Origin of the sequence: Micromonospora jinlongensis, assembly GCF_013410645.1 — a bacterium.
Classification (GTDB): Bacteria; Actinomycetota; Actinomycetes; order Mycobacteriales; family Micromonosporaceae; genus Micromonospora; species Micromonospora zamorensis.
In genome coordinates, this window is sequence record NZ_JACCHK010000001.1 from 5,915,001 (window position 1) to 5,933,232 (window position 18,232).

Below are 18,232 nucleotides of genomic sequence, written 5' to 3' on the forward strand. Positions count from 1 at the left end.
GGGGCAGCGGTGAGCACAGTGGACGCACCCTCCAGACTGCGCGCCCCGCTCTTCTTCATCAGCTACTCCCGGGCCCCGGTCGGCCGTGCCACCGGCAAACCCGCCGAGTACGTCTCCCGGTTCTTCGAGGACCTCTCCGTCCACGTCAGTGAGCTGGTCGGCCCGGTGACCGGAGTGGACGCCGGCTTTCTGGACAGCTCCATCGCCGGGGGTGAACGGTGGAGCCCGGAGCTGCTCCAGGCCGCCGGCACCTGCCAGGTCTTCGTCCCGCTGGTGTCCAGCGCGCTGCTCGGCAGTGACTGGTGTGGCCGGGAGTGGGACGCGTTCTCCCGCCGGACTATCGTCCCGCGGCACAGCTCCGCCTCTCCCCACGAGACGGCCATCGTGCCGGTCACCTGGTCGCCGACGAACGGCACGGCGCTGCCCCGGGTGCTTCGCGACATCCAACGGTTCACCCCGACCGCCGTGCCGGATCCCGACATCGCGGTGCACTACCAGCGGGATGGGGTCTATGGGTTGCTGACCATGCAGTGGGAGAACGCGTACCGGGCGGTGGTCTGGCGGCTCGCCCAGCGGATCGTGGCGATCCACCGGTCGTACGTGGTGGAGCCCTGGGTGCCGGCGAGTGTGGACGAGCTGTGCAACCGGTTCACCGAGGAGCCAGGATGAGCCCGCCGACGGACCGGCGCCGACCGGTGGCGCGCGGGACGTACTTCTTCCTCAGCTACGCCCACTCGGCGCCCCCGCCGGGCGCCCGCGCCGACGCCGACGTCTGGGTCGGCCAGTTCTTCGCCGACCTGTCCGACGAGGTGCGGCGCCAGGCGCGACCGGTGGCGGGGATGCGGATCGGCTTCTTCGACCAGCACATCCCGTTGGGCGCCGACTGGAAGGCGGCTCTCGCGGAGGCGCTGGGCGACGCAGAGGTCTTCGTTCCGCTCTACTCGCCCGGCTACTTCAGTCGCCCGTGGGCGTTGGGAGAGCAGGAGTCCTTCCGGGCCCGGCTGACCGCCGCCGGGTCGGCCCGGCTGACCGCCGGCCACCTCACCCCGGTGCTGTGGATCCCGTTCCCACCGTGGGAGACGCACCCGGAGCTGGACGGCGCCCTGGACCTGGGTCGGGACGTCCCGGCGTACGCCGAGGACGGCCTGCGGGCGTTCTGCATGCTGGCCTCCTACCGGGCACAGTACGAGCTTCTGCTGAGCCGCCTGGCCAGCCGGATCGTGCACACCGCCGAGCGGCGACCGCTGGGCCCGTCCCGCGCGCCGGGCCTCGACGAGGTCGTCCGCCCGGGGCCGACCGACCCGGACTTCGTCGTCGCCGTCCTGGCGCCGACCCGGGACCATCTGCCGACCGACCGCGACCCCGCCGGCTACGCGGCCAGCGGCCGGCTCTGGCGACCGTACGGGCGCCGCCAGGAGCTGCCCGCCGCCGAGTACGCGGCCAGCACCGCCGAGCGACTCGGGCTGTCCGCCCGCACAGCGGACTTCGCGCAGGCCGCCGGGCTGCTCGACCGGCGACCGGCCGTGCTGTTGGTCGACCCGTGGATCGCGGCCTCGCCGGACGCCGCCGTGATCCTCGCCGGCATGGTGCGCGGCCTGCGGGAGTGGGTCGTTCCACTGGTGGTCACCGACGATGACGACAACCAGGACGCCAGCCGGTGGGCGACCGAGGTGACGCAGTTGCTGCACGACGCCGGTCTGCCCCAGGTCAAACGGGCGTGCAGCATGCCGGAGTTCGTCGACCTGATGCCGGCGCTGGTCACCGAGGCTCGCCGTCAGTTCCTCAAGTACGGCCCGGTGGTTCCCTTCGAACCGCCGCCGGAGCCGGTGCCGAGCCTGCGTGACGGCCTGCCGCCGGCCGGCTCGACCGTCACCCCCGATCCCGCGTCCACGCCTGACGATCCGGCCCCAATGCGTCCCCACGGAGAAAACCGATGAACAACGATCGCGAAGGCCAGGTCGTCACCTTCTACTCGTTCAAGGGTGGGACGGGCCGGACGATGGCGTTGGCCAACGTGGCCTGGATCCTCGCGGCCAGCGGCCGGCGGGTGCTCGTCGCCGACTGGGACCTCGAGTCACCCGGCCTGCACCGCTTCTTCCACCCGTTTCTCGACGCCGAGGCGATCCAGGGCACCAGCGGTGTGATCGACATGATCCGCGACTACGAGTGGGAGACCACCCGGGTCGACGACCGGCCGGACCGCTGGATGGAGCAGTACGCCCGGGTCGGGCGGCACGCCTTCTCGCTGCGCTGGAACTTCCCCGACGGCGGGGGTCTGGACTTCCTCTCCGCGGGCCGGCAGAACAGCGACTACGCAGTCTCGGTGAGCGGGCTGGACTGGGACAACTTCTACAACCGGCTGGGCGGTGCGCAGTTCTTCGAAGCGCTGCGGGCGGACATGAAGCGCCAGTACGACTTCACCCTGATCGACAGTCGGACGGGGTTGAGCGACGTCGCCGACATCTGCACCCTGCACCTTCCGGACACGCTGGTCGACTGTTTCACGCTCAGCGACCAGGGCATCGACGGCGCGGCCCGGGTGGCGCACTCGGTACGCGACCGGTACCGGCGTCGTGACATCCGGGTCCTGCCGGTGCCGATGCGGGTCGACCAGGCCGAGAAGGAGCGGGCCGAGGCGGGTCGTCTGCTGGCCATGCGGCGGTTCGCCGGGTTGCCGGCGGGTATGACCGAGGCCGAACGGCGGCGCTACTGGGCTGCCGTCGAGGTCCCGTACCGGCCGTTCTACGCGTACGAGGAGACACTGGCGACGTTCGGGGACCCGCCCGGCTCGCCGACGTCGCTGCTGGCCGCGTTCGAGACGTTGACCGGGATCCTCACCGACGGCGCGGTGACCGCGCTGCCGCTGATGGACGAGTCGGTGCGGGAGCGGGGCAAGGCCCGTTTCCGTCGACGCACCGAGGCGATCGACGACCAGATCGTGCTCCGGTGTGCGCCGGAGGACGCCATCTGGGCCGAGTGGCTGGAGCGGGTGCTCAGTTCGGCCGGGTTGCGGGTGGTGGAGCCCACGGCCGCCGTCGGGTCCGCGGGCACGCCCGCACCGCGCACGCTGACAGTGGTCTCGCCGGCCTACGTGGCGACGCCGTCCGGCGGTCTGCCCGACCGGGACACCAGCACCGGCTCCACGGCGCTCGCCGTGTACGTCGCTGACCTGCGCCCGCTGGCGGAGTTCCCCTCCCAGAGTTCCACCAACCTGGTCAATGTGAGCGCGGCGACCGCCGTGGAGCGGGTGTTGCGGCTGGTCGGCCGGCCGGTGCCGTCGTCGGCGGACGGCCCGGCGGGCGGGAGCACCCGTTTTCCCGGCACCGAGCCGTTGATCTTCAACGCCCCCAACCGGAACGCCCGGTTCACGGGCCGGGAGGACGACCTGGCCCGGCTGCGCGCGCAACTGCAGAGCGGGGGCAGCGCGGTGGTGCTGCCGGTCGCCCTCCAGGGCATGGGCGGCGTCGGAAAGACACAGGTGGCCCTGGAGTACGTGCACCGGTTCAAGACCGCGTACGACGTGGTCTGGTGGATCGTGGCGGACCCGCCGCAGTTCGTCGACACGGCCCTGGCCGACCTCGCCAGCCGCCTCGGCATCCTCACCGGACCGACCCTGCCCGACACGGTCCGGTCCGTGTTGCAGGTGCTGGGCCGCGGCGAGCCGTACGAGCGGTGGCTCGTCGTGCTCGACAACGCCGAGGAGCTCGACCAGATTGAGCCCTTCCTGCCCCAGGGCCCCGGGCACGTCCTGCTGACCTCGCGCAACCGCGCCTGGGGCGACCGGGCGAACCCGATCCAGGTGGACGTCTTCAACCGCACCGAGAGCGTCGCCCACCTCGCCCAGCGGGTGCCCACCATCAGCGCCGAGGAGGCCGACCGGGTGGCCGAGGCGCTCGGCGACCTGCCGATCGCGGTGGCGGCGGCGGGCGCGTGGCTGGCCGACACCGGCACGTCGGTCGCCGACTACCTGCGACAGATCGAGCGGCACGGCCCCAGCGCGCTCTCCGTCGAGGCGACCTGGGACCTGTCGCTGAACCGGCTGCTCGACCAGGCGCCCGCCGCGTACCGGCTGTTGCAGCTCTGCTCGGTGCTGGCCCCGGAAATCGCGCTGGAGCTGATCTACAGCGACGAGATGGCGGCGGCCCTCGTGCCGTTCGACCCGTCGGTGTCCGAACGGCTCGTCCGCGGTGCGCTCGTCCAGCAGATCAACCGGCTCGCCCTGCTCAAACTCGATGTCCAGGGCGGCCGGGTCCAGGTGCACCGGTTGTTGCAGGCGGTCGTACGCGACCGGATGACCGAGGACGAGATCGACGCGGCCCGACACCAGGTGCACCTGGTGCTGGCGGCGTCCCGGCCCCGCGGTGACGTGGACGACCCGACCACCTGGCCCCGGCTGCGGATGCTCTGGCCGCACCTGGAGGTCTCCGAGGCGTTGACCTGCCCCGACGAGTCGGTGTGTCAGCTGCTGATCGACCGGGTCCGCTACCTGTGGCAGCGCGGCGGTCTGGACCAGGCCGACGGGTTCAGCCAGGAGGTGGACGAGACCTGGTCCGCCCGACTCGGCGACACGCACGACGAGGTCGAGGCGTCCGCGCTGGGTCGGCAGTTGCTGCACCTGCGCTTCAACCGGGCGAACATCCTGCGCAGCCTGGGCCGGTTCGACGAGGCCCGGGACCTCGACGAGGCGGTGCTGGCCGAGCAACGCCGGCTGCTCGGCGCGATGCACCCACACAGTCTGATGACCGCCGGCAGCCTCGGCGGTGACCTGCGCGCGCTCGGCCGCTACGCCGATGCGCTGGAACGGGACCGATCCACGTACGCCTCCTGGCTCCAGGTGTTCGGCGAGGACCATCCCCGGACGTTGAGCGCGGCCAACAACCTCGCCGTCTCCTACCGGCTGGTCGGCGACTACCGGTCCGCCCGCAGGTGGGACGACGAGGTGCACCAGCGGCGGCGGCTGGTGCTCGGCCCCACCCACCCGTACACCCTGGTCTCCGCCGTGCGTCTGGGCAGCGACCTGCGGGAAGCCGGTGAGTACGAGAGGTCGGTCACCCTGCTGCGCACCGTGTACGACACGTACTGCGAGGTGCTCGGGCCGGATGACGGCCAGAGTCTCGCCGCCCAGGTCAACCTGGCGGTGTCACTGCGCAGCGCCGGTCGGGGAGCCGAGGCCGCGCCGATGTTCGAGACGGCGTACCGCGAGCTCGACGAGCGCTTCGGGCCGGACAACCCGGACACGGTGGCGTGCCGGTCGAGTCGCGCGGCGAACCTGCTGGCCGTCGGCGACGCGGCGAGAGCGTTCACCGAGATGACCGCCGTGAGCCAGGCGTACGAGGAGCAGCTGCGCCTCGGCCCGGAGCACCCGCACACGCTGGCGACTCTGAGCAACCTCTCCGCCGCCGAGCGCGCGCTCGGGCGCAGGTCGGATGCCCGCGCGTCGGCGGCCCGGGCCTCCGGCGAGCTGCGCAAGGTCCTCGGCCCCGACCACCCGCACACCCTCGCCGCGGACGTGAACCACGCGGTGTGCCTCGCCGAGGAGGGGGAGTGGGACCCGGCGCGGGAGCGACTGCGGGAGACAGCCGGTCGCCTGGCCGCGGTGATCGGCGCGGATCACCCCGACACGCTGCGCTGCCTCGGTGATCTGGCCCTGGTGTCGAGGCGGGCCGGTGGCGAGGCCCCGGCCGAGGACGTCGGCGCGGTGGCGGACCGGCTGGCCGAGGTGATCGGCCCGGAGCATCCGACGGTGCAGACGCTGCGTGAGCGGCGGTTCGTCGTCCGGGTCATCGACCCGCACACGATCTGACCGGGTTGGTCCGGCGGGGTGGGTCGGGTCCGCCCCGCCGGGGCCGAGCGCTGAACGACGGTCGTTCAGACCCGAGGGGTGGTCGCGAGGTCCGGCGTGGCCAGCCAGGTGAGGGTCTGCGGCAGGATCTCCACCGCGCCGAAGTGCGCGGCGCCGGGCTGCACCTGGACCTCGGCCCGCGAGATCCGCGAGGCGAGCCAGTGGGAGTGCTCCACCGGCGAGAAGCGGTCCTGCTCGCCGTGCCAGAGCCGGACCTCCGCGCGGATGGCGCTCAGGTCGAACCCCCAGCCACGCCGTATCGCCAGCACGTCGTCGATCCAGCCCTCGGGGCCGTGCCGCAACGCCTCGGAGTACATGTCGGTCAGCAGTCGGCGGATCGCGACGTCGTCGACGACCCGGATGTCCTCGTCGGGCAACTGGGGGCGCAGGAAGTCCAGCAGCGTCATCGGGTCCCGCCGGGCCTCCTCCGCGCGGACCTTCAGGTTGAGCGTGAGCTCGGCGAGGTCCTCGTCGGCCCGCCCGTAGTCCTCCACGTTCGACTCGGCCATCCCGGCGTACCAGTCCAGGTCGGGTGCGCCGGCCGGGGCGAGCCCCACCAGGACGGCGGCCCGGGTGACCCGGTCCGGCAGCAACGCCGCACAGGCCAGGGCGTGTGGACCGCCACCGGACCGGCCCACCACCGCGAACCGCTCGATGCCGAGGTCGTCGGCGATCGCCGCCACGTCGGCCGCGGCGTCGGCGACCCGCCGGCCCTCGTGCCGGTCGGAGTCGCCGTAGCCGGGCCGGTCGTAACAGACGAGGTGCACGCCGAGGCGGTAGACGACGATGCCCCGGGGCCGGGGGCCGCTGCGGCTGCCCGGGGTGCCGTGCAGCAGGAAGACCGCAGGCCCGTCCGGCGAGCCGGAGGTCTCCACCGCGAGGTGCCGCCCGTCCGGGGTGGTGACGGTGCGCTGTGCCGCATCTTGTCGCGTCACGGTTGGCCTCCCGCGGGTCGTCATGTGCTCCCCCGTGAACGGAGCCGCGCGTTGTCGGCGGTGAGTGCAAAGCCCCCGAAATCGCCCAGAACACTTTCTTGTTGTGCAGCGTACTGCCCGTCGTGGATGCCCGCTATGGGCCGCCGGGTCAATGCCGGTGGGTTGGGGCCCCCGAACGGGCCGCTACCCTGGTAGCCCGAGGGGAAGGGGCACCAAGAGGGTGGCTAGGACCTACAACGTCGTGACGTACGGCTGCCAGATGAACGTGCACGACTCTGAGCGCATCTCCGGCCTGCTCGAACAGGCCGGCTACGTGCGCGCGGTGCCCGCCGACGACACCCCGGACATCGTCGTCTTCAACACCTGCGCCGTCCGGGAGAACGCCGACAACCGGCTCTACGGCAACCTCGGTCGGCTGCGCCCGGTGAAGGACAAGCACCCCGGAATGCAGATCGCGGTCGGCGGCTGCCTGGCCCAGAAGGACCGGGGCGAGATCGTCCGCAAGGCACCCTGGGTGGACGTGGTCTTCGGCACCCACAACATCGGCTCGCTGCCGGTGCTGCTGGAGCGGGCCCGGCACAACGCCGCCGCCGAGGTGGAGATCCTGGAGTCCCTCGACGTCTTCCCCTCCACGCTGCCCACCCGCCGCGAGTCCACGTACGCCGGGTGGGTGTCGATCTCGGTGGGCTGCAACAACACCTGCACGTTCTGCATCGTGCCCGCGCTGCGCGGCAAGGAGAAGGACCGCCGTCCCGGCGACATCCTCTCCGAGGTGCGCGCTCTGGTCGACGAGGGCGTGCTGGAGGTGACCCTGCTCGGGCAGAACGTCAACTCCTACGGGGTGGAGTTCGGCGACCGGTACGCGTTCGGCAAGCTGCTGCGGGCCTGCGGTGACATCGACGGGTTGGAGCGGGTCCGGTTCACCAGCCCGCACCCGAAGGACTTCACCGACGACGTGATCGCCGCGATGGCCGAGACGCCGAACGTCTGCCACTCGCTGCACATGCCGTTGCAGTCCGGCTCCGACGACGTGCTCCGGGCGATGCGCCGGTCCTACCGCTCCGAGCGCTACCTGGGGATCATCGAGAAGGTCCGGGCGGCGATGCCGGACGCGGCGATCACCACCGACATCATCGTCGGCTTCCCGGGTGAGACCGAAGCCGACTTCCAGCGCACCCTGGACGTGGTCCGCGAGGCCCGGTTCTCCTCGGCCTTCACCTTCCAGTACTCGAAGCGCCCGGGCACCCCCGCCGCGACCATGGACGACCAGTTGCCCAAGCAGGTCGTGCAGGAGCGCTACGAACGGCTGATCGAAACCGTCGAGGAGATCACCTGGGCGGAGAACAAGCGCCTGGTGGGCGAGACCGTCGAGGTGCTGGTCGCGGTCGGCGAGGGCCGCAAGGACGAGCGCACCGGCCGGATGTCCGGTCGGGCCCGCGACGGTCGGCTCGTGCACTTCGCGACCGACACCCCCGGCGGGGAGTCGATGGCCGGCCAGATCCGCCCGGGCGACATCGTGCACACCACGATCACGTACGCCGCGCCGCACCACCTCAACGCCGACGGAGCGCCGGTGGCGCACCGGCGTACCCGGGCCGGCGACGCCGCCGAGGCGGGGCGTTCCCCGCGTACCCCCGGTGTGTTGCTCGGTCTGCCCACGATCGGCGCACCGCCGGTCGCCGCCGCACCGACTGCCGGCTGCGCCACCCACTGAGCGCGGGAGGGCCCCTTGTCGTCGCGCGACGACAAGGGGCCGCCCGTTCAGACAGTGATCCGACCGCGCCGGCGGACGGCCGACGCGGGAAGCGCCGGCCGTCCCGACAACTCAGCAGCTGGCGCCGTTGAGCTTCACCGTGCCCGGCGTGCTGGCGGTGCCGTTGGCGGTGAAGCCCACGGTGACCGACCCGCCCGCCGACAGCGACGGGGCGTGCCCCGGTGCGGCCGCGGTGACCGTCGTGCCGGACTGGGAGACCGTGGCGTTCCAGCCACTGCCCAACGTCACCCCGGACGGCCAGGCCCAGGTGACCGACCACGGGTTCACCGCGGCGGGGCCGGTGTTCTTCACGGTCAACTCACCCTGGAAGCCGCCCTGCCAGGCGTTGACCTGCCGGTAGGTGGCAGTGCAGGCGCCGGTGGGCGGATCCGTCGGTCCGTCGGGCGGTGGGGTGGTGGTGCCGCCACCGGTCGGCGCGATCAGGTACGGCTGGAGGATCGCCTGCTTGGTGGTGTTGACGTTCGTCCAGTCGTCCAGTGCGATGCCGCCGGTGTCACCCGAGTTCGGGTTCCACGACCAGTAGGTGAAGGACATCCCGGTCACCCCGGTGCCGGTGTAGGCCATCAACTTCTCCAGCCACACCTTGTCCTTCGGGTCCGCCAGGGTGCTGCCGAACTCACCCATCATGATCGGAGCGATGTTCTGCTTGTAGAGGTAACCCCAGTACTTGTCCCAGATGGCCGGCATGTTCGCCGGGTAGTCCGGGGCGTCGAACCAGCTCTGCCGGTAGACCGAGGTGGCGTACTCGTGCGGCGAGTAGACCAGGCGGTTCGCCACGTTCAGGCGTACCGGGAACTGGCCGGCCTTGGACAGGTTGCCACCCCACCAACCACAGTCCTCGTCGTTGCTGGTGTCGCCGTCCCACACGTTGGAGAGGCCACCGCTGGGGCAGCTCACCCCCTCCACGAAGATCAACCAGTTGGGTTGGACGCCGAGGATCGCGTTGCCGGCCCGCTCGGCGGCGAGCCGCCAGTCCCGGGTGGTGTCGCCGCAACCCCAGCACGCGCCGGTGGCCGCCGGGTTGGTGCCCTCGGCGTGCGGCTCGTTGTGCAGGTCCGCGCCGATCACCGTGGGGTTGCCCGCGTACCGCTGGGCCAGCATCTTCCAGTCGTTGATCCAGGTCGCCTCGGAGACCGCCGACGTGTACCACAGCGGCGACTGCCCGGCCGCCGTCGGGCGGTGCCGGTCCAGGATGATCCGCATCCCCTTGCTGCCGGCGTAGTCGATCACCTTGTCCAGGATCTGCAACGGCGACAACCCGACCAGATCCGGGTTGACGAAGTCGTTGACCCCGCTGGCGGTCGCGCCCGGCTTCAGCGCGTCGTTCGAGTACGGCACCCGCAACGTGTTGTAACCCAGCCGGGCCATCGTGTCGAGCTGCCCCCGCCACGGGTTGTTCGACCACAGCCCGTGGAAGGTCTTGTTGTCGGTCTCCATGCCGAACCAGTTGATGCCGGTCAACCGGACCGTGGCGCCGGTGCTGTCCACGATCTGATTGCCGTTGGTGTGCAGGTAACCGGTGCCGGTACCGCCCGGCGCGGCGACCGCCGGGCCGGTGCTGACCGCGACGGCGACGAGCGCGCCAGCCGCGGCGGTGGCGAGCGCGGCCAGCGCGCCGCCGAAAGAGGTGGGACGGTGCATGCGAGCTCCACTTCGGATGCCCGACGCCGCCGTCGGCGGCGCGGGCGGAAGACCGGGGGAGGCCGTCCGCCCGTCACGCTCCCTCAGGAGTACGCGCACAGCGCGGAACGACCCATGTCACGCGGACGTGGTCACTCGCGTAACGCACACCGACGATCCCCGACGACGTCGTACCGCCGTCAGCGCCCTCGCGTCGATGCCCGACCTGGCTCCGTCGCTCATTCTGATCAGCGGTCTTCAATGCGTCAACCAGCCGTCCGGCTGGCCCCACCCCACCGTCCCGCGCCCGCCCGCCCGCCCGCCCGCGTCCCGCGCCCCGGCCGTCCGCGCCCGCGCTCGCGCCGCGCCCGCGCTCGCGCCGCGCCCGCGCTCGCGCCGCGCCCGCGCTCGCGCCGCGCTCGCCCCGCGTCCGCGCTCGTCCCGCGCTCGCCTTGCGCCCCCACCCCGCAAGATCGCGCTCGATCCTGGATGTAGTGGTCTCGAGAGGCGGGGATACCACTACATCCAGGATCGAGCGTGACCATGACCGGCGTCGGCGTCGGCGTCGGAAGTCGGCCTTCAAGCGGCCCGCGCCCAACAAGCCGGCAAGATCCACGCAACTTCAGGGAAACTGCTGCCTCCGGCGCATCTGAGGCAGCAGTTTCCCTGAAGTTGTGAGGATCTTGGCGCGGGGCGCGGGGCGCGGGGCGCGGGGCGCGGGGCGCGGGGCGCGGGGCGCGGGGCGCGGGGCGCGGGGCGCGGGGCGCGGGGCGCGAGGGCCTTGGGCACGCGGGAGCCCCCGGTCCCTGCGAGGGACCGGGGGCTCCGGAAGACGTCAGCTCAGCCGGCCTGCTCGGCGAGCTGGAGGAACTGCCGCTTGGCGGTGAGCGCCTGCTCGGCCTCCTTGATCCGGCGTGCGTCCCCGGCGCTCTGCGCCCGGGCCAGCCGGTCCTCGGCTTCCGCCACCTGCGCCCGCATCTGGGCGAGCAGGGGGTTGTCCTCCTTGGTGGTGCGGCGCCACGCCGAGTCCATCACGTCGCGGACCTTGTCGTCGATGGCGCGCAGCCGGCGCTCCAGCCCGGCAGCCGCCTCGCGGGGCACCCGGCCGGCCTCGTGCCACTGTGCCTGGATCTCCCGCAGTTTGGCCTGGGCGCCCTTCGGGTCGGCGTCGATGTCCAGCGCCTCGGCCTCGGCGAGCAGGGCCTGCTTGCGCTCCAGGTTGCCGCGCTGCTCGTTGTCCCGGGCGGAGAAGACCTCACTGCGCCGGCTGAAGAAGGCGTCCTGCGCACCCCGGAATCGTTCCCAGAGTTTCTGCTCGGCCTCCTTGGAGGCGCGCGGCGCGGCCTTCCACTGGGTCATCAGATCCTTGAGCTGGTTGGCGGTGGCGGCCCAGTCGGTGGATTCCTGGAGCTTCTCCGCCTCGGCGACCAGCTCCTCCTTGACGGTCTGCGCCTGCTTGCGCTGCGAGTCCAGGGAGGCGAAGTGGGCGCCCCGACGTCGGGTGAAACCGTCCCGGGCGGCGGCGAAGCGCTTCCACAGCTCACCGTCGGCCTTCTTGTCGACCCCACGGATGGTCTTCCACTCGTCGAGGATCTCCTTGAGCCGGTCCCCGGCGGTCTTCCAACCGGTGGACTCGGCGGCGAGCTTCTCGGCCTCCTCGACCAGCGCGGTCTTGCGGGCCAGGGCCTCGCCGCGAGCGGCGTCCCGGGCGGCGCGCGCCTCACCGGCCTTCTCCTCGGCGAGGGTCGCCAGCTTGTCCAGGCGAGCGGCCAGGGCGTCGATGTCGCCGACGACGTTGGCCTCGGGGAGCGTGGTGCGGATCCGCCGGATCGTGCTCAGCGAGTGTCCGGCATCCGCCGCACCCGACTTGAGCCGCGCCTCGGTCAGATCCACCTCGGTGACCAGATCGGCGAAGCGGCGCGCGAAATGTGCCAGGCCTTCCTCCGGCGCACCCGCCTGCCAGGATCCGACCACCCGCTCACCCTCGGTGGTCTTGACGTAAACGGTGCCGTCCGCGTCCACCCGTCCGAAGGCAGTCCAGTCGCTCATGTGCCCATCCTCGTTCTCCCGGCGTCGAGGGAATGGACCCCCGTCGCCGCCACGGCGCAGCCAAGTTGCTTCCGGCATTGTCACAGGTCTCACCCGGTCCGCGTCGAGCGCCTATCGCCGACCGTGACCATACGGTGTCCTAGGGGCCGAATGACTGGATCGGCGCGGAGACGCACCGGGGATTCCCGCTACGGTGAACGGGTGCCACTGGTCGCCGCCGCTGTCTGCCCGCATCCGCCCCTGCTCGTGCCGGAGGTGGCCGGCTCCGCAGCCCCCGAGCTGGACGACCTGCGGACGGCCTGTGACACCGCCGTACGCCGCTTGCTGGCCGCCGACCCGGACCGTGTGGTCCTGCTCGGCACCGGTCCGGTGACCGGCCCGATCCGCCCCCCGGCCACGGGTTCCCTGCAGCCGTGGGGTGTCGACATGGACGTGCCGCTGGTCCCCGGTCAGCCCGACCGGGGCGCGGTGCTGCCGCTGAGCCTGACCATCGGCGCGTGGCTGCTGGCCCGGCACGACGCGCGACCGCCGCTGACCGCCGCGCCAGCCCACACCGCGCCAGGCCACACCGCGCCGGGCCACACCGCGCCGGGCCACACCGCGCCGGCCTCCGCCGCGCCCGTGTCCGCCGTGCAGGTGGCCGCCGACGCCGGCATGGCGGAGCTTGCCGCGCTCGCCGACCAGGTGTCCGCGGCGGGTGACCGGGTGGCGTTGCTGGTGCTCGGGGACGGGTCGGCCTGCCGGGGAGAGAAGTCACCCGGGTACGACGACCCGCGCGCCCTCCCGTACGACCAGCGGGTTGCCGGGGCGCTGGCCGACGCGGACCTGGACGTCCTGCTCGGCCTCGACCCGGTGGTGTCGGCGGAGCTGAAGGCCGCCGGCCGCGCGCCCTGGCAGGTGCTCGCCAGCGCGGCCCGCGCAGCCGGTGGGGGATGGCGTGGGGAGTTGCTGCACGACTCGGCGCCCTACGGTGTCGCCTACTTCGTGGCGTCCTGGGAGCGGGTGTGACCAGCGACGAGGGGGGCACGGTCGTCGCGGTGGTCGGCCCGACCGCGGCGGGCAAGTCGGCGCTGAGCATCGCGTTGGCGCACGCCCTCGACGGCGAGGTGGTCAACGCTGACTCGATGCAGCTCTACCGGGGCATGGACATCGGCACCGCCAAGTTGACCGTCGCCGAACGGGACGGGGTGCCGCACCACCTGCTGGACATCTGGGAGGTCACCGAGCCGGCGAGCGTCGCGGAGTACCAGCGGCTGGCCCGCGCGGCGGTGAACGACATCCTGTCCCGGGGTCGGGTGCCGCTGCTGGTCGGTGGGTCCGGGCTGTACGTGCGGGCGGTGCTGGAGCGCTTCGAGTTCCCCGGCACCGACGCGGCGCTGCGGGAGCGACTGGAGCGGGAGTTGGCTGAGGTCGGGCCGGCCCCGCTGTACGCGCGGCTGCGCGCCGCCGACCCGGTCGCCGCCCAGGGCATCCTGCCCGGCAACGGCCGGCGGATCGTGCGGGCCCTGGAGGTGATCGAGCTGACCGGCGCGCCGTTCACCGCCTCGCTGCCGCAGCCGACGCCGTACTACCCGTCGGTGCAGGTCGGCGTCGACCTGGACACCGGCCTGCTGGACGAGCGGATCGCGCTGCGGGTCGATCGGATGTGGGCCGACGGCCTGGTGTCGGAGACCCGTGAGCTGATCGGGCGCGGGCTGCCCGAGGGGCGGACGGCGAGTCGGGCGCTCGGCTACCAGCAGGTGCTGCGCATGCTGGCCGGTGAGTTGACCGAGTCGCAGGCGCACGACGAGACGGTACGGGCGACCCGGCGCTTCGTCCGCCGGCAGCGGTCGTGGTTCCGGCGCGACCCGCGGATCCACTGGCTGGACTCGGCGGGGCCGGACCTGATCGGGGACGCCCTGCGTCTGGTGCCGGCCGAAACGCGATAATGGGGGCGTGGAGTTCACCAAGGGCCACGGCACCGGCAACGACTTCGTCCTCCTGCCCGACCCGGACGGTCAGCTCGACCTGACACCGGAGCTGGTCGCGGCGCTCTGCGACCGGCGGCGGGGCATCGGCGCGGACGGCGTGCTGCGGGTGGTCCGTGCGGCCAAGCATCCGGACGGCGCCGGGCTGGCCGGCGAGGCCGAGTGGTTCATGGACTACTGGAACGCCGACGGTTCGTTCGCCGAGATGTGCGGCAACGGTGCCCGGGTCTTCGTGCGCTACCTGCTCGACACCGGGTTGGCGACGCCCGCCGGCGCGGCGTTGCCGGTGGTCACCCGGGCCGGCGTCGTGCGCGCGCTGGTCGAGGGCGACGTGGTGTCCGTCGAGATGCGCCGACCCCAGGTGTACGACAGCTCCGCCGCCACTCTTGGCGGGCTGACCCTGACCGGTGCGGTGGTGGACGTCGGCAACCCGCACCTGGTCTGCGTCCTGCCTGCGGGTGTGGAGTTGTCCGCGCTGGACCTGACGACCGCGCCCGGGTTCGACCCGGAGGTCTTCCCGAGCGGGGTGAACGTGGAGTTCATCGTGGCGGGCGACCCGGTCGACGCCACGGACGCGCACAGCCTGATGAGGGTGTACGAGCGTGGCAGCGCCGAGACGTTGTCCTGCGGCACCGGTGCCTGCGCGGTGGGCGCGGTGGCCCTGCGCGACGCTGGCCGGGACACCGGAGTGGTCGCCGTGGACGTGCCCGGCGGCCGTGTGACGGTCACGGTGACGGCTGACTCCTGCTGGCTCTCCGGCCCAGCCGTCCTGGTGGCAACCGGCGAGCTGGACCCGACCGCCCTGCCCCGCGCTGCCGCAGCTCACCCGGGTTGATCAAGAGGTTTGCGTCAGGAACAACGTGGGTCCTGACGCAAACCTTGATCAACAGGGGGAGTGCTCAGGGGGTCGCGCTGGCGTTGGCGGCGATCTCGGGGAGGTCCGCCGGGCCGGGGTCGGCTGCCGGGAGTGGGCTGGGGTTGTGCGCGGCGGCGCGGACGGCGGCGGCGACCGCCGGGGCGACCCGGGAGTCGAAGACGCTGGGCACGATCACCGTTGGGTTGATCTTGTCCTCACCGACCACGTCGGCAATGGCCTGGGCGGCCGCGAGGGCCATCTCCTCGGTGAACTCCTCGGCGTGCGCGTCGAGCATGCCGCGGAACACCCCGGGGAAGGCGAGCACGTTGTTGATCTGGTTCGGCTGGTCCGAGCGACCGGTGGCGACCACGGCGGCGTGCTTGCGCGCCTCCCGGGGGTCGACCTCCGGGTCCGGGTTGGCGAGCGCGAAGACGATCGAGTCCTTCGCCATCTGGGCGATGTCGTCGCCGGTGAGCAGGTTCGGCGCGCTCACCCCGATGAACACGTCGGCACCCCGGATCGCACCCGGCAGGTCGCCCGAGTAGTTCTCCTTGTTGGTGTTGTCCGCCAGCCACTGCCACGCCGAGTTGAGCCCGGTCAGCCCGCGGTGCAGGGCGCCCTCCCGGTCGTACGCGATGATGTCGCCGACGCCCTGGCGCAGCAGCAGCTTCATGATCGCGGTGCCGGCCGCGCCGGCGCCCGAGACGACCACGCGGACGTCTTCAAGCCGCTTGCCGACCACCCGCAGCGCGTTGGTCAGCGCGGCCAGCACGCAGATCGCGGTGCCGTGCTGGTCGTCGTGGAAGACCGGGATGTCCAGCGCCTCGCGCAGCCGGGCCTCGATCTCGAAGCAGCGCGGCGCGGCGATGTCCTCCAGGTTGATCCCGCCGTAAGCGGGCGCGATCGCCTTGACGATCTGCACGATCTCGTCGGTGTCCTGGGTGTCCAGCACCACCGGCCAGGCATCCACCCCGCCGAAGCGCTTGAACAGCGCCGCCTTGCCCTCCATCACCGGCAGCGAGGCGGCCGGGCCCAGGTTGCCCAGGCCGAGCACCGCCGAGCCGTCGCTGACCACCGCGACGGTGTTGCGCTTGATGGTCAGCCGCCGGGCGTCCGCCGGGTTCTCGGCGATCGCCATGCAGACCCGGGCCACCCCCGGGGTGTAAGCCCGGGACAGCTCGTCACGGTTGCGCAGCGCGACCTTCGAGGTCACCTCGATCTTGCCGCCCAGGTGCAGGAGGAACGTCCGGTCCGACACCTTGCGGACATCCACGCCGTCCAGCGCGGTCAACGCGTCGACCACCTGGTCGGCGTGGCCGGCGTCGGCGGTGTCGCAGGTCAGGTCGACGATCACGTGGGTCGGGTCCGAGTCCACCACGTCCAGCGCCGTGACGATCGCCCCGGCCTCGCCGACCGAGGTGGTGAGCCGGCCGATCGAGGAGGCGTCCGCAGTTACGGCGATCCGGATGGTGATCGAAAATCCGGCGCTCGGCAGTCGGGTGATGGCCACGGGATCCCTCCGTCACGGCTGTGCGGCCAGTCGGCCGCCGACCGCATTTCTACCGGGTTGTCGAGTCCGACCAGCATTCGCCCCCACTTTTGGCGACCTTCAGCATGGGCATATAGCAGGTGCGTTCGGCGTTGTGTCATGTCAGGATTACGTTCTACTTATCAAAACGGACAGGAGAACCGCTTGCGAGACCAGGAGAGCTTTGTCCCCGTCGAGGACGAGCTCGACGACGTCACCACCGGCGAGATGGAGCTGTCGGAGCGGCAGTCCCTGCGACGCGTCCCGGGCCTGTCAACCGAGCTCACCGACGTCACCGAGGTGGAATACCGCCAGCTGCGGCTGGAGCGGGTCGTCCTGGTGGGCGTCTGGACCGAGGGCACGATCGCCGATGCGGAAAATTCGCTGACCGAGCTTGCCGCGCTGGCCGAGACGGCCGGTTCGCAGGTGCTCGAAGGGCTCATCCAGCGTCGCACACGACCCGACCCGGCGACGTACATCGGCCGCGGCAAGGTCGACGACCTCGGCGCGGTGGTGCTCTCCACCGGCGCCGACACGGTCATCTGCGACGGTGAGCTGTCGCCGTCACAGCTGCGCAACCTGGAGCAGCGCACCAAGGTCAAGGTTGTCGACCGGACGGCGCTGATCCTCGACATCTTCGCCCAGCACGCCAAGAGCAAGGAAGGTAAGGCGCAGGTCGAGCTGGCCCAGCTCCAATACCTGCTGCCCCGACTGCGCGGTTGGGGTGAGACGCTCTCCCGGCAGACCGGTGGTTCCGGCCGGGGCGGCGGCGCCGGTGGCGGTGTGGGTGTGCGTGGTCCCGGTGAAACCAAGCTGGAGACCGACCGGCGGCGTATCCGCCACCGCATCTCCCGGCTGCGCCGCGAGATCAAGAACATGCGGACGGTACGCGTCACCAAGCGTGCCCGACGCACCCGCAACTCGATCCCCGCCGTGGCCATCGCCGGCTACACCAACGCCGGCAAGTCGAGCCTGCTCAACCGGCTGACGGACGCGGGCGTGCTGGTGGAGAACGCGCTGTTCGCGACGTTGGACCCGACCACCCGTAAGGCCACCGCCTCGGATGGGCGGATCTACACCCTCTCCGACACGGTCGGTTTCGTCCGGCACCTCCCGCACCAGATCGTCGAGGCGTTCCGCTCGACGCTGGAGGAGGTCGCGGAGGCGGATCTGGTGGTGCACGTCGTCGACGGCACCCACCCGGATCCGGAGGAGCAGGTCCGGGCGGTGCACGAGGTGCTCGCCGAGGTGAGCGCGGATCGGCTCCCCGAGCTGCTGGTGGTCAACAAGACCGACGCCGCCGACGAGGACACTCTGCTGCGGCTCAAGCGGCTCTGGCCGGACGCGATCTTCGTATCGGCTCACTCCGGCAGGGGCATCGAGGACCTGCGCTCGGCCATCGAGGACCGGCTGCCACAGCCGGCCGTCGAGGTCCGGGCGGTCCTGCCGTACGACCGGGGTGACCTGGTGTCCCGGGTGCACCGCACCGGGGAGGTGCTCAGCACGTCGCACCTGCCGGAGGGCACCCTGCTGCACGTCCGCGTCAGTGCGGAGCTGGCTGCGGAGCTGGCGCCGTTCGACGTCGCGCGGCAGGGACAGGCGGCCGGCAGCCGGTCCTGAGCCCCCACGGCGTCATCCACCTGAAACGCGTGGCATGCGAC

Annotated in this window: 12 protein-coding genes; 8 read left to right on the top strand and 4 right to left on the bottom strand. The window is 72.0% G+C overall.

What is annotated here, in order from left to right:
• Positions 1–9: 9 nt before the first annotated feature.
• The 3 genes from HNR22_RS26660 to fxsT are packed head-to-tail and all read left to right on the top strand — an operon-like array spanning position 10 to position 5,803.
• Positions 10–669, top strand: a complete 660-nt coding sequence (locus HNR22_RS26660) for a TIR-like protein FxsC (protein WP_343059975.1) — start codon at positions 10–12, stop codon at positions 667–669.
• Positions 666–1,937 carry a TIR-like protein FxsC gene (locus HNR22_RS26665; protein ID WP_179782659.1) on the top strand — a complete coding sequence of 424 codons (1,272 nt, stop codon included), beginning with the start codon at positions 666–668 and terminating at the stop codon, positions 1,935–1,937. Before HNR22_RS26660 ends, HNR22_RS26665 begins: the two co-directional genes overlap by 4 nt.
• The gene (gene fxsT, locus HNR22_RS26670) at positions 1,934–5,803 is read left to right on the top strand and encodes an FxSxx-COOH system tetratricopeptide repeat protein (RefSeq protein WP_179782660.1); all 3,870 of its coding nucleotides are present in this window, start codon (positions 1,934–1,936) and stop codon (positions 5,801–5,803) included. The genes HNR22_RS26665 and fxsT overlap by 4 nt, the downstream gene beginning before the upstream one ends.
• 65 nt (positions 5,804–5,868) lie before the next feature.
• Here the strand turns inward: fxsT and HNR22_RS26675 are convergent, their stop codons facing one another.
• Positions 5,869–6,777: an alpha/beta fold hydrolase gene (locus tag HNR22_RS26675; protein WP_343059976.1), complete on the bottom strand. Its 909-nt coding sequence runs from the start codon at positions 6,775–6,777 to the stop codon at positions 5,869–5,871.
• Positions 6,778–6,997: 220 nt separating this feature from the next.
• On the opposite strand from HNR22_RS26675, the gene miaB reads away from it, so the two are divergent.
• Positions 6,998–8,491, top strand: a complete 1,494-nt coding sequence (gene miaB, locus HNR22_RS26680; protein WP_179782662.1) for a tRNA (N6-isopentenyl adenosine(37)-C2)-methylthiotransferase MiaB — start codon at positions 6,998–7,000, stop codon at positions 8,489–8,491.
• A gap of 111 nt (positions 8,492–8,602) precedes the next feature.
• Here the strand turns inward: miaB and HNR22_RS26685 are convergent, their stop codons facing one another.
• Together HNR22_RS26685 and HNR22_RS26690 are read right to left on the bottom strand one after the other, a co-directional pair.
• Complete coding sequence (locus tag HNR22_RS26685; protein WP_179782663.1) at positions 8,603–10,192, bottom strand: cellulase family glycosylhydrolase; 1,590 nt, start codon at positions 10,190–10,192, stop codon at positions 8,603–8,605.
• 819 nt (positions 10,193–11,011) lie between these two features.
• Entirely contained in the window at positions 11,012–12,220 is a 1,209-nt protein-coding gene (locus tag HNR22_RS26690; protein WP_179782664.1) for a DUF349 domain-containing protein, read from the bottom strand.
• Positions 12,221–12,370: 150 nt separating this feature from the next.
• Here HNR22_RS26690 and HNR22_RS26695 point away from each other — a divergent pair, with 150 nt between their 5' ends.
• From HNR22_RS26695 to dapF, 3 genes are read left to right on the top strand one after another with little or no spacing between them, the layout of a single operon-like run.
• On the top strand, positions 12,371–13,228 hold the full coding sequence (locus HNR22_RS26695; RefSeq protein ID WP_179782665.1) for a class III extradiol dioxygenase subunit B-like domain-containing protein: 858 nt from the start codon (positions 12,371–12,373) through the stop codon (positions 13,226–13,228).
• Positions 13,225–14,148 (top strand): tRNA (adenosine(37)-N6)-dimethylallyltransferase MiaA, encoded by a 924-nt coding sequence (miaA, locus tag HNR22_RS26700; RefSeq protein WP_179782666.1) that lies wholly within the window; start codon positions 13,225–13,227, stop codon positions 14,146–14,148. Before HNR22_RS26695 ends, miaA begins: the two co-directional genes overlap by 4 nt.
• A gap of 7 nt (positions 14,149–14,155) precedes the next feature.
• Entirely contained in the window at positions 14,156–15,022 is an 867-nt protein-coding gene (dapF, locus tag HNR22_RS26705; protein WP_179782667.1) for a diaminopimelate epimerase, read from the top strand.
• A 64-nt stretch (positions 15,023–15,086) separates the two neighbouring features.
• Here dapF and HNR22_RS26710 read toward each other — a convergent pair whose 3' ends face one another.
• Positions 15,087–16,553, bottom strand: a complete 1,467-nt coding sequence (locus tag HNR22_RS26710; RefSeq protein WP_179782668.1) for a malic enzyme-like NAD(P)-binding protein — start codon at positions 16,551–16,553, stop codon at positions 15,087–15,089.
• Positions 16,554–16,736: 183 nt separating this feature from the next.
• Between HNR22_RS26710 and hflX the strand changes: the two genes are divergently transcribed.
• The gene (gene hflX / locus HNR22_RS26715) at positions 16,737–18,191 is read left to right on the top strand and encodes a GTPase HflX (RefSeq protein WP_179782669.1); all 1,455 of its coding nucleotides are present in this window, start codon (positions 16,737–16,739) and stop codon (positions 18,189–18,191) included.
• Positions 18,192–18,232: the final 41 nt, after the last annotated feature.